12 protein-coding genes and 1 pseudogene are annotated in these 15028 nt (G+C 59.6%); 5 read left to right on the forward strand and 8 right to left on the reverse strand.

Annotated elements, in window-relative coordinates; genetic code table 11:
- Positions 1 to 257 precede the first annotated feature (257 nt).
- Positions 258 to 1145 (reverse strand): hypothetical protein, encoded by an 888-nt coding sequence (locus DK391_RS05175; protein WP_109476915.1) that lies wholly within the window; start codon positions 1143 to 1145, stop codon positions 258 to 260.
- 516 nt (positions 1146 to 1661) lie between these two features.
- Between DK391_RS05175 and DK391_RS05180 the strand changes: the two genes are divergently transcribed.
- From DK391_RS05180 to DK391_RS05195, 4 genes are all read left to right on the forward strand, one after another.
- Complete coding sequence (locus DK391_RS05180) at positions 1662 to 1949, forward strand: helix-turn-helix domain-containing protein (RefSeq protein ID WP_109476916.1); 288 nt, start codon at positions 1662 to 1664, stop codon at positions 1947 to 1949.
- Positions 1939 to 3231 (forward strand): HipA domain-containing protein, encoded by a 1293-nt coding sequence (locus DK391_RS05185; protein ID WP_109476917.1) that lies wholly within the window; start codon positions 1939 to 1941, stop codon positions 3229 to 3231. The genes DK391_RS05180 and DK391_RS05185 overlap by 11 nt, the downstream gene beginning before the upstream one ends.
- Positions 3232 to 3418: 187 nt before the next feature.
- Positions 3419 to 5098 carry an ATP-binding cassette domain-containing protein gene (locus DK391_RS05190; RefSeq protein WP_109476918.1) on the forward strand — a complete coding sequence of 560 codons (1680 nt, stop codon included), beginning with the start codon at positions 3419 to 3421 and terminating at the stop codon, positions 5096 to 5098.
- 356 nt (positions 5099 to 5454) lie between these two features.
- Positions 5455 to 5772 carry a single-stranded DNA-binding protein gene (locus DK391_RS05195; protein WP_109476919.1) on the forward strand — a complete coding sequence of 106 codons (318 nt, stop codon included), beginning with the start codon at positions 5455 to 5457 and terminating at the stop codon, positions 5770 to 5772.
- A 685-nt stretch (positions 5773 to 6457) separates the two neighbouring features.
- Here the strand turns inward: DK391_RS05195 and DK391_RS05205 are convergent.
- The 7 genes from DK391_RS05205 to DK391_RS05235 form a co-directional block, all read right to left on the reverse strand.
- On the reverse strand, positions 6458 to 6805 hold the full coding sequence (locus DK391_RS05205; RefSeq protein ID WP_109476921.1) for a hypothetical protein: 348 nt from the start codon (positions 6803 to 6805) through the stop codon (positions 6458 to 6460).
- Positions 6806 to 7204: 399 nt separating this feature from the next.
- Positions 7205 to 8617, reverse strand: a complete 1413-nt coding sequence (locus DK391_RS05210) for a TolC family protein (RefSeq protein WP_204117290.1) — start codon at positions 8615 to 8617, stop codon at positions 7205 to 7207.
- Positions 8611 to 9510, reverse strand: a complete 900-nt coding sequence (locus tag DK391_RS05215; protein WP_109476922.1) for an efflux RND transporter periplasmic adaptor subunit — start codon at positions 9508 to 9510, stop codon at positions 8611 to 8613. The genes DK391_RS05210 and DK391_RS05215 overlap by 7 nt, the downstream gene beginning before the upstream one ends.
- Position 9511: 1 nt before the next feature.
- Positions 9512 to 9736, reverse strand: a complete 225-nt coding sequence (locus tag DK391_RS05220; RefSeq protein WP_109476923.1) for a DUF1656 domain-containing protein — start codon at positions 9734 to 9736, stop codon at positions 9512 to 9514.
- A complete protein-coding gene (locus DK391_RS05225; protein WP_109476924.1) occupies positions 9733 to 11793 on the reverse strand; it encodes an FUSC family protein in 2061 nt (686 codons plus the stop codon). Before DK391_RS05225 ends, DK391_RS05220 begins: the two co-directional genes overlap by 4 nt.
- Positions 11794 to 12063: 270 nt before the next feature.
- Positions 12064 to 12636 carry a carboxymuconolactone decarboxylase family protein gene (locus DK391_RS05230; protein ID WP_109476925.1) on the reverse strand — a complete coding sequence of 191 codons (573 nt, stop codon included), beginning with the start codon at positions 12634 to 12636 and terminating at the stop codon, positions 12064 to 12066.
- A gap of 156 nt (positions 12637 to 12792) precedes the next feature.
- Positions 12793 to 14286, reverse strand: coding sequence for an MDR family MFS transporter (locus tag DK391_RS05235; RefSeq protein WP_239482710.1), 1494 nt, complete (start codon positions 14284 to 14286; stop codon positions 12793 to 12795).
- Between the two features lie 328 nt (positions 14287 to 14614).
- On the opposite strand from DK391_RS05235, the pseudogene DK391_RS45210 reads away from it, so the two are divergent.
- Positions 14615 to 14751, forward strand: a pseudogene (locus tag DK391_RS45210) (carbonic anhydrase); the annotation flags it as partial.
- Between the last annotated feature and the right edge of the window lie 277 nt (positions 14752 to 15028).

Here is a 15028-nt window from a genome sequence, read left to right on the forward strand (position 1 = left end):
ACTTCTCAGCCGAGGCCCTCGCCTTCAACTCCACCGGCCCGCGATCTTTGGAATACAACCGCACCCTCGAGGTGTGATCAAAATTCTGAAGCACGATCTCAGTCACGAAGTACATCCGTCCGTCTTCGGCATATTGGACAAACCTCTTGTTCTCCACTGGGAAGCCGAAGCCGCGCACGGGCCGGAGTGCTGGAAACAGCGCGCGCGTAATAGAGAGGCAGGGGGATTTCTCTCTCTACGTGCGACCGCCAATACAATCAGTGGTCTGCCGCGTAGGAGCCTGCTTGCGAGGTCCACTTGTACGTCCGCCGCCATTTTCCGTGCAACTCACGGAGCTGTATATCGTGAAAGCCGCTGGTCTGACCTGGCAAAACGATCAACGTGTTGGTCGCGCCAGTCTCTTCGTGATCGCGTGTCCCGTCCTTATGCCACTCGCCAGCGATCAACTTCGAGAACGACATGGGCTCAGCGAAGATAGGACGAATTTCCTTGCCATCGATCCTGAAGAGGTACAGGCCTTCGAAGCTACCGCCGCCGCCAGCGTAACTCTCGCTCCAGCCCGCTCGTATCCCGAAAGCGTAGTCTCCCGCGCGCAGCTGGTACGGTGCGAGGTCGAATCGCGACCATAGCTCGGGCATGGTCGCAGTGTCGCCGAACGCTTGCTGTGTGTCGATATTCGTGTCACTCCAGTCGGGGAGCATGTCCACCGCGGCGGGGCTGCGCGCAACGAGCGTCGGCGGGTTATCACTCGTCTTTTCGAAGACACCCAGCCAGACTGACGCGGAAAATGGATCTCTCGCGTCGCAGTCGGGGGCGTTTTCGCGTCTTCGCTTCGCATCATCCGTTGACTCGGCGAGACAGACGATCGCCACGTACGAGTTCGCGCGCGCGGGCCAGGGCTTCACGCCAACCAGTAACGCGGAAGCGGGATTTTCCTTCGGCGCAACCTGACTGATGACGAAGGCTCGCGAGAAGCCATCCGGGAGCTTCGTGCCGAACCCATCTTCCTGCTTTGGAGTGGACAGCGCCTGAGCTTCAGTCTTCGAGTTTCCACCAGCTTTGGACTGCGCGTGAGCCTGTCCCACCGACAAGTAGCTCGCTGCTGCGACGGTCAATAGTCCGACCAGGCTTTGCCATCTCTTCATTCGTTCCTTCCTGTTGTTTGAAATTTGACGATCCCGACTCTGTTTGGCGCGCCGTAGCATCCTCCCTGATTCTCTCAGCGGCTGAATGGGAAACTCGAACGGGGCCACGCTCGAATTCAAATTAGCCGGGTGGACGCTCGAAAAAATTCGAGCCTTTAGGAAGTAGGGTAGGACTAACGGCGTGCGGTTGCGGCCATGTGGACGACCCGGTTAAAGGAGCAGACACCTGGGCCAATCCCATTCCTTGATACACCATCTCGCTGTTCCACGAGACCGATGCATACGCGAGAGTGCACACGGATACCCGATTTCTCGGCCCTTACATCAGTCGTACCCGATCGAATGCCAACGCCGCGAGGTGCGGCGAAGTGCGGCTCATCGTACCCGAGCGGATACCAGGGTTTAAAAATGCATCCACACACCAGTCTTCGTACCCGATCGTAGCCTTTACAGCACGCCCGACCAATTGATCTGATATGATGTACCCGAGCGGATACGAAGACTAGGAGGCGTCCCATGGACCAGTCGGATTTCCCAATAACGGATGTTGGATCACTGGCGAATGTGGTGCGCGCCGCTCGGATCGCACAAGGGCTCACGCGCGACGACCTCGTCAACGTCACGGGACTGTCGCCCAAGTTCATTACGCACGTAGAGTCGGGCAAGCCGACATCGCAGATCGGCAAGGTGTTCGTCCTGCTCCGGGAGTTGGGTATCACTTTGCAGGCCCAGACGTCCGTCGCCATCTCGTCGAAGGTCGCGGAGCAGGCCCGCCGCACCCGCAGGAGTCCCCATGCCGGTTAGACAGCTTGTGGCATGGGCCAACGGCGAGCGCGTGGGAGTGGTTCAGGACGACAACGACATCTGGTCATTCGTCTATGACGCGCAATGGCCGGCATCACGAGGTGCATTCCCGTTGTCGCCAGCCTTCCCGTTGGGCGAGGAGCCATTCGTCGACGGATCGAGTAACCGGCCCGTGCAGTGGTTCTTCGACAATCTCCTTCCCGAAGAAAACATGCGTACCGAACTCGCGCGCGAAGCAAAGATTGACCGGGAAGATGCGTGGGGCTTGCTGGGATACTACGGCCGCGAGTCTGCGGGTGCGCTCACGCTGCTCGCGCCCAATGAGGAAGAGCCGCCCGGAGCGCTAAAGCCGCTGTCGTTCGAGGATCTCGATGGACGCATTCAGGCGATGCCACACAAGTCCTTGACGGCCGATTCACCCAAACGGATGTCTGCGGCAGGAGCGCAACCGAAGCTGCTAGTGGCCATGCTGGGCGAGCCCCCGGAGTGTGAACTCTTTGAGCCTGAAGGCAATGAGCCTTCCATGCAGTTGCTCAAGCCCGACTCGCGCGCAGCAGGCTATCCCCACTCGGCGGTCAACGAGTTCTTCTGCATGCGCCTCGCGCGTGCTGTCGCGCTCCCTGTGCCCTCAACGCATTTCCTGCGGGTGCCGACGCCGTGCTATCTGATCGACCGGTTCGACCGGGACAAGTCAATGCAGCCGGCGCGCAGGTTACACGTGATCGATGCGGCTCAACTGCTGAACTTCTCGCGGACTTTCAAGTACGACGGCGCGAACGCGGGAAAACTTCGGGAGGCGATCGACAGCACGAACACTCGCGCCGCCGCCCGCCTGGAGATCTTCCGCTGGGCTGTCTTCAACGTGCTCGTCGGCAATGGCGACGCGCATATGAAGAACCTGTCGTTTTTCGTGACGCCGCGCGGCTACATGCTGGCGCCGTTCTACGACATCGTGAGCACGGTGGTCTATCACACGCCGACGTATCAGGCCGGGCGGGCAGACCAGTGGCCAGATTGCGAACTGACGATGCCCATAGGCGACGCAAAGCATTTTGCCGACGTATCGAGAGACAACATGCTGAGGTTCGCGGATGAACTCGGTCTTCCCAAAAGAGGGGCCGAGCGGCTACTCGATGCGATGCTCGAATCGTTTCGTGCGCGGCTCGATGAGACGTTCAACCGGATCCTGGAGATCGCACAGCCTGGCGCAGGAGAGCGACGCTTGCTGGGCTCAATCCGTGCGCTGCCAATTGGCGAGATGTCGCGCGCGCTTGCCGGCTGAGCCAACCGGTAACGCGGCAGGGCTCAACACGTCATCATCCTGTTCGCCGGTCCCGCAGCCGGTACTGCCTTGCGTTGAGGCCGGTGGGCGCCGCAGGGCGCAAGCGATCCTTCACTCCTCCGGCCAGAAAAGAGGCAGCGCCGTCATCAGTCGGCTATCATGCCTATCCTCTCCGAAGTAGCCCCATATGATTTCCGTCCGTAATCTCACCTTGCGCCGCGGCGTGAATGTCGTACTCGACAACGCGTCCATCACCTTCACTCCAGGCGAAAAGATTGGTCTTGTCGGCCGCAATGGCGCCGGCAAATCGTCCTTCTTCGGCCTTCTCAACGGCACGTTGCACGAAGATAGCGGCGAGTTCTCGATTCCCGGTGCGTGGAGGATGGGCCAGGTCGCGCAGGATATGCCGGAGACCGTGCAGAGCGCGACCGACTTTGTAGTCGAGGGTGACACGGTGCTTCTGGCCGCGCAGGCCGAAGTAGCCGCCGCTGAAGCCAGTGAGGACGGTATGCGCATGGCGCACGCCTACATGGATCTGCACGACGCCGGTGCGCATGATGCCCCTGCGCGTGCCCAGGCGTTGATCCTGGGCCTTGGTTTCAGTGATGCGCAGCTTCATCAACCGGTCAACAGTTTCTCCGGTGGCTGGCGCATGCGACTGCAGCTGGCGCGCGCGCTCATGTGCCCGTCCGACCTGTTGCTGCTCGACGAGCCGACCAATCACCTGGACCTCGACGCACTGGTCTGGCTGGAAGCGTGGCTCAAGCGCTATCAAGGCACCCTGGTCGTGATCAGCCACGATCGCGAATTCCTCGATGCAGTGACACAGGTGACGGTGCACGTCGACAACGCAAAGCTTGTGCGCTATGGCGGAAACTACAGCAAGTTCGAAGAGATGCGCGCTGAGCAGCTCGTGTTGCAGCAGGCCGCGTTGGCCAGGCAGGCTGACAAGATCGCTCACCTGCAGAAATTCATCGATCGTTTCAAGGCCAAGGCCTCGAAGGCAAAGCAGGCTCAGAGCCGGGTCAAGGCGCTCGAACGCATGGAGAAGATCGCTCCCGTGCTTGCCGACGCAGAGTTCAGCTTCGAGTGCAAGGAGCCGCTCAACGTCCCGAACCCGCTGCTGTCGATGCTGGACGCGAGCTTTGGCTACCCGGCGCCGACCGATGCACCAGCCGGCACACCGCCCACGGTCATCGTGCGAGGCATCAACCGGTCCGTGCTGGCCGGGCAGCGCATCGGTATCCTCGGTGCAAACGGCCAGGGCAAGTCCACGCTGGTAAAGACGGTGGCGCATGCATTGGCGCCTATTGCTGGCGAGATCAGCGAGGGCAAGGGCCTGAACATCGGCTACTTCGCCCAGCAGGAACTCGACGTGCTGCGTCCGCACGACACGCCGATGGAACACATGATCCGCCTTGCCAGGGACACCCCGCCGCACATGCGCGCGCCCGGCCAGAGCGGCACCGAGCAATCGCTCCGCACCTTCCTCGGCACGTTCAGCTTCAGTGGCGATATGGTCCATCAAGCGGTCCACACGATGAGTGGCGGCGAAAAGGCGCGGCTCGTGTTGTGCATGATCGTGTGGCAGCGCCCCAATCTGCTGTTGCTCGATGAGCCTACCAATCACCTCGACCTGGCCACCCGAGAAGCGCTAGGCATGGCGCTCAACGAATTCGAAGGCACGGTGATGCTGGTCAGCCACGACCGGGCCCTGTTGCGCGCGGTATGTGATGAGTTCTGGCTGGTCACCAAGGGGGGCGTCGAGCCCTTCGACGGCGATCTGGACGATTACCAGCAGTTCCTGCGCGATGAAGCCCGTCGCATGCGGGAGCAGGCTGCAGCGGAGCAGAAGGCCATCGCCTGAGTTAGCCCTGCCGGCGGTTTCAGTCAGTCGCGTTGTTCGCGTCCGTGATGATCGATTCCGGGCCGGGGTCGACTGTGACGTTCAGGCCGCCGCGGCCCAGGATACCGACAGGGCGTGTTTCACGCGTACAACGCCCTGAAAAGCGGGCAATAAGACATCTCGCACCTTTCAACAGAGAATCGGCTTGCGCTGAAGACTGCCTCGTCATTTCGTGACCGGAGGCTTATCCCGCGGACGCTGGCGAAAGGCGTGTGTAGTGCATGCGTATACGCTGTCGGCACTTCGTTTCATGGGATCATTCGGCTTGCGCCAGGCGGTGGGACTTCTTGCCCGGCAAGCATCACAGGAGAAGGGCGATGATCGATGGACTGGTGGGCGGGCGCTTGTATGGCGAAGCTCAGATTCGGACGGGGCAGAATGGCAAGCGATTCGTGACCTGTAAGGTCCGGGCGACTACCAATGACGGCGATACGATTTTCGTCAACGTGATTGCGTTCGACGATGATGTGCAAACCACTTTGCTCGCACTGGCCGACGCGGATAGCGTCGCACTGAGCGGTGCATTGACCCCAAAGGTATGGACGGACAAGAATGGTCTGGTCAAGCCAGCCATGGATATGATTGCCCACAGAGTCATGACGGCCCATGACGGGCGCCGTGAGGGCGATGATTGACGTACTTTCTGGAGCCCGTCACGCATATCCTTGAGATATGCGAGCGCTCCAGATAATGTTGCGATTGTTGCGGGTCCCGATCGATGAGTGTCACGGACATGCAAAGTACACATGGGAACCTGCTGGAAGTTTGTCACGGAGGTACCGTTGTTGACCTCGCCTGCGGAGCTGCGACGCGTTGCATCAACGTTATCTCGTGTTGATCACTATCCACTCTCTGACAGGAGAATGATTTGACTGAGCGCTCGGCTGTACCTCGCGTCACAGAATGTCATAGCGACGCGTTGAAAAGACTGTTCATCGACCTGGGTGGACATTCGGCACACAAAGCGCTTCAAGTACTCACAAATGCAATTCATTGCCAGCAGCGGGACATGAACGCGTATGACTGGCTTTCGAGCGCGCTGCCCGGTGCGACGTTGAAACCCGCGTTAGCGTTTGGCACCGTCGGCGAACTTTACCGTTCCTTTGCGAGGCCCGCGGAGTTTGCCCGTCTGAACGCCTTGCGTCGCCCCTAGCAGAATTGTCCCGGCAAGGCTCGCCTCGGCCGGGAAGGTACCCGTCAACTCAGCGCCTGCCCATCGGCGGCGCAGGCAGACTGCGCTTTCGCTTTCCTGCCATGACGCGATACGTGCCGTGATAGGTGGTGTCCTCGAGCTCAACAGGCAGGGCGGGTCGGTCCGGGTTATTTCTGACGATTCTCGTCGTGGAACTCGACATCCTCGATCTCGCCGTCGATATTCGTGCGCTGGCTCGCGCGCCCGTGCACCTCTTGCTCATGCATCTGTTGTGCGCGCATTGCCTGCTCGCGAAGCTGTTTGCGCAGGTTGCGCGTTTTCCACCAGATAAAGCCGCCGATCGCGATGCCTGCTCCAAGTACCACTGCCAGCATCACGAGCGATACGGCAAACCCTACCACGAGCAACGCGACCCCTATTACTACGGTCAGCACCTTCGCCATTAAGCTTGGGGGGCCAGGGCGCACGGTTGCGCCATTCTGCCTGAGTCTTTCCTGTTGCTTGTCAAATTGCATTACATCTCCGATTGCGGTTTTCCCGAGGCAGCCTCGGGGAAGGCATGACTGCCAGCTTAATAGTCAAGCGGGTTCGATTCGCTGATGCGAGGCCCGCCCTTTGCGAACCAAGCTGCCCGGTTATTTACTCAGTATGCACCCTGGATCGGCTCGTAAGCCATGATCAACTCGGTTCGACCTCAAGCCCATCGCGTTACAACTTTAGCTGACGGCGTGGCACCGGCAGGACCTACTTTAGCTGAAATGCAAATCAGGCTTTGCGCCATACAGTACGGGGCTTCCGGGGGATACTAGACCATGTCCCTTTGAGACCGACTTTCCTTTGTAACGGCGCGCTTTTGCTGACGGCTTAGAGCTCGTATGTCATTAAGCATTCTTCAAACGTCGAATCCTCAACTGCTAGCGCCAACCGCCGCCAAGCGCAAGGAATAGTGTGATCTGGTCGTTGTTGATGGCTTCCTGCGCTGAAGAAACAGCAATCTCATCGAGAATCCAGGTACGTTGCGCGTCGAGCGCGACGAGGCCACCGACTCTCCCACCTCGCCGGAGTTCTTCGGTCCTTTGCGCTACCTTCAGCGCTTCATCCTTCGCCGCCTCGAGGCGATCGAGATGATCGAGCGCTGCCGCATAGGTATCCAGTGAACTCTCGGCTTCCTGTAGTGCGCGTAACACAACGCCGTCGAAGTACGCGAGAGTCGCGCGGTCTTGAGCCTGCGCTGCGGCAATACGGTCGCGAATCGCGCTGCGATGCAAATCCCAGCTGATCTGCGGTCCGATGGCAAAACGATTCGTCAATGGCGACCCGAAGTTAGTGAGCGCGCCTGTCGAGCCTATCGACGCCCCGAGCTTGTTGTCCGGATACAACTGCGCGATCGCGACGCCGATCTCGGCATTGGCGGCGGCGAGTCGGCGTTCAGCCGCACGAATATCCGGTCTGCGCTTTAACAGCGACTGACCGTCGCCCACCGGTAGTGCCGTCTGCAGCTTCAACGGCGTATGACATGCGAGCAGCGTGTCGTCATATTGTTCAGGTGGAAGTCCCGTCAATGTCGCAAGCCGAAATGCCGCATTCAGTTGCCGTGCATGTAGCGGCGCGAGCAAAGAACGGGTGGCTTCGAGCGGACTGCGTTGCCGTCCCTCCTCGAACGGTGCGGCGCGCCCCGTCGTGACCAGTTGCCGCGTGAGTGCAAGGCTTTGCTCCTGAATCGCGGTAGCGCGCTGAATCACGACGATCTGGTTACCTGCATTGCAGAGGTCGGCGTAGGCGCGCGCGGTTTCCGCGGCAACATTGACACGCACCAGATCGCGTGCCGCAACGGCCGCTTCGTTTTCGGCGGAGGCCGCCTCGATGCCGCGACGGATTGCGCCGAAGAGATCGAGGTCATAGCTCATCGTCAGGCCCACGTTGTAGATGCCGTGCCGGGGCGGTTGCACATGCGACAGCACGGCTTCAGCCGATTGCTGCGTGTAGTTCGCTTCCACGTCAGTCGCGACGCTGACTTCACGGCGCGTCCGGACTTCCGCCAGTAGCGCGTCACTTCGTTCGAGGTTGGCCTGTGCGACCCGGAGATCGGTATTGCCCGCGAGCGCTTTTTCAACCAGGTTATCGAGAACGGGATCGTCGAAGAGGTGCCACCAATGATCGGGCAGCGCACTGTTCGACACGGCGGATCCGCCGGAGATAAAGCCCGCATTGGCGGCTGGCGCATTCACGACTGCTTCGGGCGGGATCGTGTAGTCCGGTCCGACGGCTGCACAAGCCACCAATGCGGCGGTCAGACTGGCCATCGCCGTGATGCGCACGCTTACCACGGCAGACTCCGCCGTATCTGGACCTCGCCGGGGCGGGTATGCACTTCGACGGAAGCCGTCTGGCCCGGTACGAGAAGTACACCTGGCGGAACCTGGTCGATTTCCACTCTGACGGGCACGCGCTGGGCGAGTCGTACCCACGTGAACGATGGATTGACATTCGGAAGCTGGCCGCTGGTCCCAGCGCGCTCGCGATCTTCGACGCCGCCCGCAATGCTCGACACGTGTCCGCGGATTTCATTGGCGACACCCATCAGATAGATACTCGCGGGGTCGCCCACATGAATGGCGGGCAGCTTGGTCTCTTCGAAATATCCCTCTACTCTCAAAGACCCGCTGTCGACCAGCACCATCGCCGCCATGCCGGCGTTCAGGTACACACCGGGTTGCAGAACGACGTTTGCCAATGTGCCGTCGACGGGTGCCCGCACCAACGTGCGTTCAAGATTCAACGCCGCCAGGTCGCGTGATGCGATGGCCTGGCTGACTTCGGCGCGTAGTTGCTGGACGCGGGAGACATCCTGTTCCGTCGTTTCCCGCGCGACGACGTCGGGCATCGCGCGGTTGCGCCGGTCTTCGCGGACCGCCTCTGCAAGCGCCGCCTGTTGCTTCGATACGATAGCCTCGGCCTGTGTGAGCGCGATCTTGTAACGCGACTGGTCAATGACGAACAGTACCTGGCCCTTTCTCACGGGCTGATTGTCGCGCACCCTGACGTCCGTCACGAGGCCGCTGACGTCAGGCGCAATCGGTATCACGTCCGCGCGTACCTTGCCGTCGCGCGTCAACGGCTCGATCTGATAGCGCACCCATAAGCCATAAATCGCCGCCAGGATGGCCAGAATGGCCACTGCTGTAACAAGCGTGCGAATGAGGTGGGTAGCGCGAAGCATGTCAGGAAATGAACCCGTGCGGGAGACAGGAATCGGCCAGTCGCGCGATGCCCCACCATAGAACGAGGAATAGCGCCAGATCGACAAGCGCGGGTTGCCACAGCACGGCGTGAAGCGGAAGGCGGTGCAGACGGCCCCGAACAACCATGGTGATGGCCACGGCAACTACGGCCCATGCGAGACCTGCAGGCAGATAGACGCCAAAGATGTGGATCTCTTCGATCATCGTCCCTCCATATCGAAGGGTGGCGCATGCGGAAACAGGTTGCAGCGCAAACCAACGAGCGCCAGCAGGGTGTTCTCACCGGGTCCTTCCTGATCCAGAGATACACCAATCGCGCGATCCAGTGCATTCAGCAATTCGACCGATCCAGCGACCGGTTTGCTCTCGCCGATACGTTCGCGATAGAGCGCGGAGATTCGACTTAGTGCTTCACGTAGTGCCTCGCGTGCGCTTTCTGGTCCACGTTCGAGTCCCTGCCGGATCCGGATGATGTTGCGACCGATTCGAAGATCCATCAATCCATCCGCTTCATGCAGCGCATCCTCCGCGCTGACGAGCGCCATCCGCGCGGCAAGTTGGCCCAGACGGTCGGTCGCGTGCGCAGTCCAGAATCCGGTATCGGGTGATTCGTGCGGGTCGGCAAGCCTGGCGAGGTCCGACCAGTTTCTGTGCACGATCCGATACGCTCTCCACCGCAGACTCGCGGATCGAAACAGGGTAGTGACGACCAGTGTCGTGACGATGCCAGTCAACTGCGCTAGCGCAGTGTTGGCGAATGCGGCGAAGTCCACATGGAACCGGTCGAGAAAGCCGAGCGCGACAATGAAACAGGACAACATCGGCAACGCGCGCGCAGCGCTTGCTGGATCGGCCTGAAGATATCCCATCCAGATGAGCGCGGGAGCGAGCGTGAGGATCAGCATCGGTGTTCCGTCCACACGTGGCAGCAACACGAACAGATACAACGCGGCGAGCGGAAAGGTGCTGAGTGTGGCTACCAGGTATCGCCGGATTGCCGGTGCGGGGTCATCCTGCGCGGCGAACGAGCAGGTAATGAGCGCGGCAAAGGCGGCCGTCGTCGATCCGCTTGGCCATGCAAGCAGAATCCACACACCGCAATAGATCAATACGGCCGTCATCGTAGCGATGCCTGCTAGCAAAGCAATGCTTCCATCGGACGACAGCGGGAAGATGCGCGGCTGTCGTCTCTGTGAATCATCCGTGTCCCCGGTACGGTTGTCGCCGATGTCGCGAACGAGCGCGCGCGCGGCGTGCAAGGTGTCGATGAACTCCGCGATCCGGTCGCAGAAGCTCGCCATGAGAAGCGATGTCCATTGTTTGCTGAGCGCGTGCTGCGTTGCCAGCTCGCGACAATGAGCCGAGAGTCCGATGTCCATTGCATTCGCGACATCCGGTGGGGTGCGCAGGTAGTCGATGACTCTCGCAACGAGAGCATTAGTCGTGGAATCGACGGCTTGCAACGCGCGCAATGTGTCCAGCCGGTTCGCTGCCGCTGTAGCAAGAGGCAACAGTTCGGCGAGATGGTGCTGCAGTTCAATCACGTTGTCGCGCGTCGTGAACGCCTGGCGATCGGTACGGCCAAGCGTTACTGCAAGCATGCCGAGTTCAGTCACATCGGAGGCCAGCATCCTGCGATGTTCGTACTCGAGCGTCGTGTGGCGAGTCCCGAGTGCGTCGGCCGTCCACCGGGCGGCATGGACCAGGAATGAACATGAACGCTTGCTGATTACAGCGTGCACATTCATTGGCCGCGTGGCGCCATGCACGAATGCGATGCAAAGGATTGCGACAATCATTTCCAGCACGCGGGAAATCGTGGTCGTGAAGATGTTGGTCGGGTCGTCGAGATAGGGAAAGCTGATGACGGCTGCGCTAAACGCCGACATCTGAAATAGAACGGCACGCGGCGTGCGGTCCAGAACCGCGAGATAGATGCAAAGTCCAGTCCAGATTGACAGACACAGCACGAGCAAAACCGGTGAGTTCTGCATGTTCGGAACGAGCGCGAGGGTCACGAAGGCGCCGATGACAATGCCAAGAATGCGATAAAGCACTCTCGGTGCGGATGGGCCCGTCATCGATTGCGCTGTGACGTAGAGCGTCAGCAGCGCCCACCACGGACGCGGCAGACTCGACGTGAACGATATGATCAATACTATCGACGCGGCGACATAAGTGAGAAGCGAGAAGCGCAGCCTGGACAGATCGACGACGAAGCGTTCACTCGGATGCAGCGGATCGGTGAGTGTTCTCGACATGGTGCCAGCGATTGATGAAGGTGCTACATAGTTAAGCCGTCAATGGTTGGCCCGTCAGTCTGAGCCGAACTGGCATTGGGTTGGTAGCATTCTCTTGCGTCATTCAGCCCATAGCGTGCGCCTATCCGATGGCACTGTCCACGAAGCTACCGATGCCGGCGAACGCATCGCCGAAACCGGATTGCGCTTCGTTCGCCGATTGCGAGGTCAGGGGCAACTCGCACGAACAAGCGGGGGTGCTCGTCGCGCGACTGCCGGGACTCAATTCAGTTATCCGCGGGTGCTTTCGTTGCTCCCGGTCACCAGCGCGGTTGGCAGCGGGAAATCGATCACTGTATCGTTGATGCGGTTCACCAGGTTCCCAAAGGTGATGGAAGCGATCGCCAGAGCTACGCCGATCACCTGATGCTCGCTGTAGCCAGCCGCGCGAAATGCATCCAGTTCCGCGACGGGAAGCGTACCCCGGGTTTCGACGAGAACCCGCACGAAACGGACCGGCGCATCTCGCCTGGTGTCGCCAGTAGGCTTTCCAGCGCGGACCATCGTTATTACGTCCTGAGACAGGCCCGCGAATTTACCCTTCAGTGCGTGAGCCGCGACACAGTAATCGCAGCCCGAACCCTCGCTGACAACCAGCTTGAGTACTTCGATATCCGCATTCGACAGTTCACTTCGGGTGACCGCCGCGTCGACAGCGAATATGGCCTGAAGTCCATCAGGACTGTGGGTGCCGATCGTCGCAAATGCATTGGGAACTTTGCCTACGTTCTTTTTAACCCTCGCGAATACTTCTGCGGTTGCGCCAGTTGCGGTTTCAGGCGTGGCGGTAGTAAGACGGGTCATGCTGTTTCCTTTGATGTTTCTGTCAAGTAGATATGAAGCGCGTAGCGTTCAGGCGACTACAACGAAGAACTTAATGCTGTGCTACCGGCACCGTTGCATTGGATGTGCAAGCGGTTTGCCGGCGCTCAATGTGTGAGTGGAATAGTGACGCCAGCCTTAACGCTGCGGCGCTTCACGGTTTCTGGCTGTAGCAATGGCAGGCACGAGAACCGCGAAAACGACGATAGTCAAAGCAACGATAAAGAGTCCGACGAACGTCAAATGGACCGACTGATGCAGCGCCAGACGAATGGCGGCAAAGTTGTCCGTGCCGCCAGTTGATGACTCGATCACCTTGCGCAGTTGATCGGAAGTGACGACGCCAAGCGTCTTCGAGTGAGCCAGTCCGTAGTTGAGCAAGGCGCCGAAGATGGTCGCGCCAAGTGTGCTTCCAAGGTTGCGCGAAAAGAGATTCGACGCGGTAGCGCTGCCACGCTGTGACTTGTCCACCTGCTCCTGAATGAGGACGAGAGAAGTGACGCTAAGCGCGCCCATTCCGAAGCCCATAACCAGCGACCCGATAGCCGCAAGAAGCGGTGCGCTGTGAGGGGTCAAGGAGACAAAGACTATCGCGCCGACAGGGATCACTGCGCTTCCAACGATCAGCAGCTTGCGCAGATCGAACCTGTGAAAGGAGCGGGCGGAAAGCGTGGCGCCGAGCGGCCACCCCACCATCACCATGGTTAGCGCAAAGCCCGCGACCACCGGCGTGCGATGCAGCACGCCTTGAACATACATCGGCAGAAACGTTGTCAGCCCCATTAACGCCATACCGGAGAAAACCGTTGCGAGATTGGTCATCGCAATGGGACGATGCCCCCACAGGCTAAACGAGATCATCGGGTCCGGGCTTCGCAGCTCCTGCCAGACAAACAGCGCTGAGCTTGCAACGAACACGGCGCCGCTAAGTATAGCGTGCGTGTACTGCGCTGTACTCAGGCTCGTCAAGCCGATCATGAGCGCGGCGATGGCGACGGTGAAGAGAACCGCACCACCGATATCGATCGACGGCCGGGCGTCTCTTTCCTTTTCATGCAGAAACAGGACAAATCCTGCGGCTGAAATCAATCCGATCGGGATATTGATCCAGAAGATCCAGGCCCAGGACAAGTCGCGAATAATACAGCCGCCGATCATCGGTCCGAGGACAGCTGCCGTTGCCCACACGCTGGCCAGATATCCCTGGACCTTCCCACGCTCTTTTGCCGGATAGAGGTCGCCAACGATGGTCAGCGTGACTGGTTGTATTGAACCGGCGCCAATGCCCTGAATGAGTCTGAAGACGATCATCGCAGGCATAGACCATGCGAAGCCGGCGAGCACCGATCCGACCAGAAAAATGGCAATGCCGGTCAGCATGATGCGCTTGCGGCCAAAGATATCGGCGAGCTTGCCGAAGACCACCGTCATGGCAGTCTGCGTCAGCAAAAACGATGAGAAAACCCAGCTATATAAATGCAGCCCGCCGAGTTTCGTCACGATCTGCGGCATGGCGGTCGAGACGATTGTTGCTTCGATGGCGACCATCGCCAGCGAGGCCATCACGGCTGCGATGACAAGTGGCCTGGATGTCGCCGATCTGGACGACAGGGTGGCTAACATTGTGTTCATGAAATTCCTGCTTAAATGGCGACGGTTCAGGACATGATCCGCGCGTCACCGACGTTGATAGGCCTGGCAAACCGCCTATCCCAAAGAAGCGGGAATCTCCGGATGGCCTGGACTCAACTGTAGGGCCGAGCTTCGCGTTTTCTTCTATCCGAAAGATTCAAAGATCTGCTCAGGCGGCTCAACCGGATCTCTGCCGACATTGCCCGACATGGAGGCGGACTATCCGGCGGGAACCGATGAACGAAGAATGAGCCTGTTCAGCTATAGCGTCCAAGACTGATTTGTTCTTGTCGCAATTGGGAAAACGAATAGTTGAGACGCCGACTCGCAAGCGGCCCTGTGCAATAAGCTCGCTACGTCACAGTCGCCTACGGCGTTATTCGTGACCTGTTCGGAGAGCCGCCTGGTTTCTGGAAAGTTACCCAGCGGGAGCCGGGCGACATCTCCGTGATTCGCAACGCAGGCTGCTGTCGGTAACAGCGGGCATGACACGAAAGATGTGCCCGTGGTGGTGCGCTCGACGACATCCACGCCAATCGACTGCGAGGACGGCGTCCACGTGCGACTAAAGCTGCCGAATACATCGAGAGCGGTACCAAGCGAGCTTTGTGTGTTGCAAATTATAATGATCTGAAAGCCGTCGAAAACCTGATGTATGAAGTAGTGCGGGGACACAATTTGCGGAAGCGGATCATCGCGAGAAGCAAATTATTCTCACGAGTTATATATCCGCCATATTTCC

Origin of the sequence: Paraburkholderia sp. C35 (assembly GCF_003121405.1) — a bacterium.
Taxonomy (GTDB): Bacteria; Pseudomonadota; Gammaproteobacteria; order Burkholderiales; family Burkholderiaceae; genus Paraburkholderia.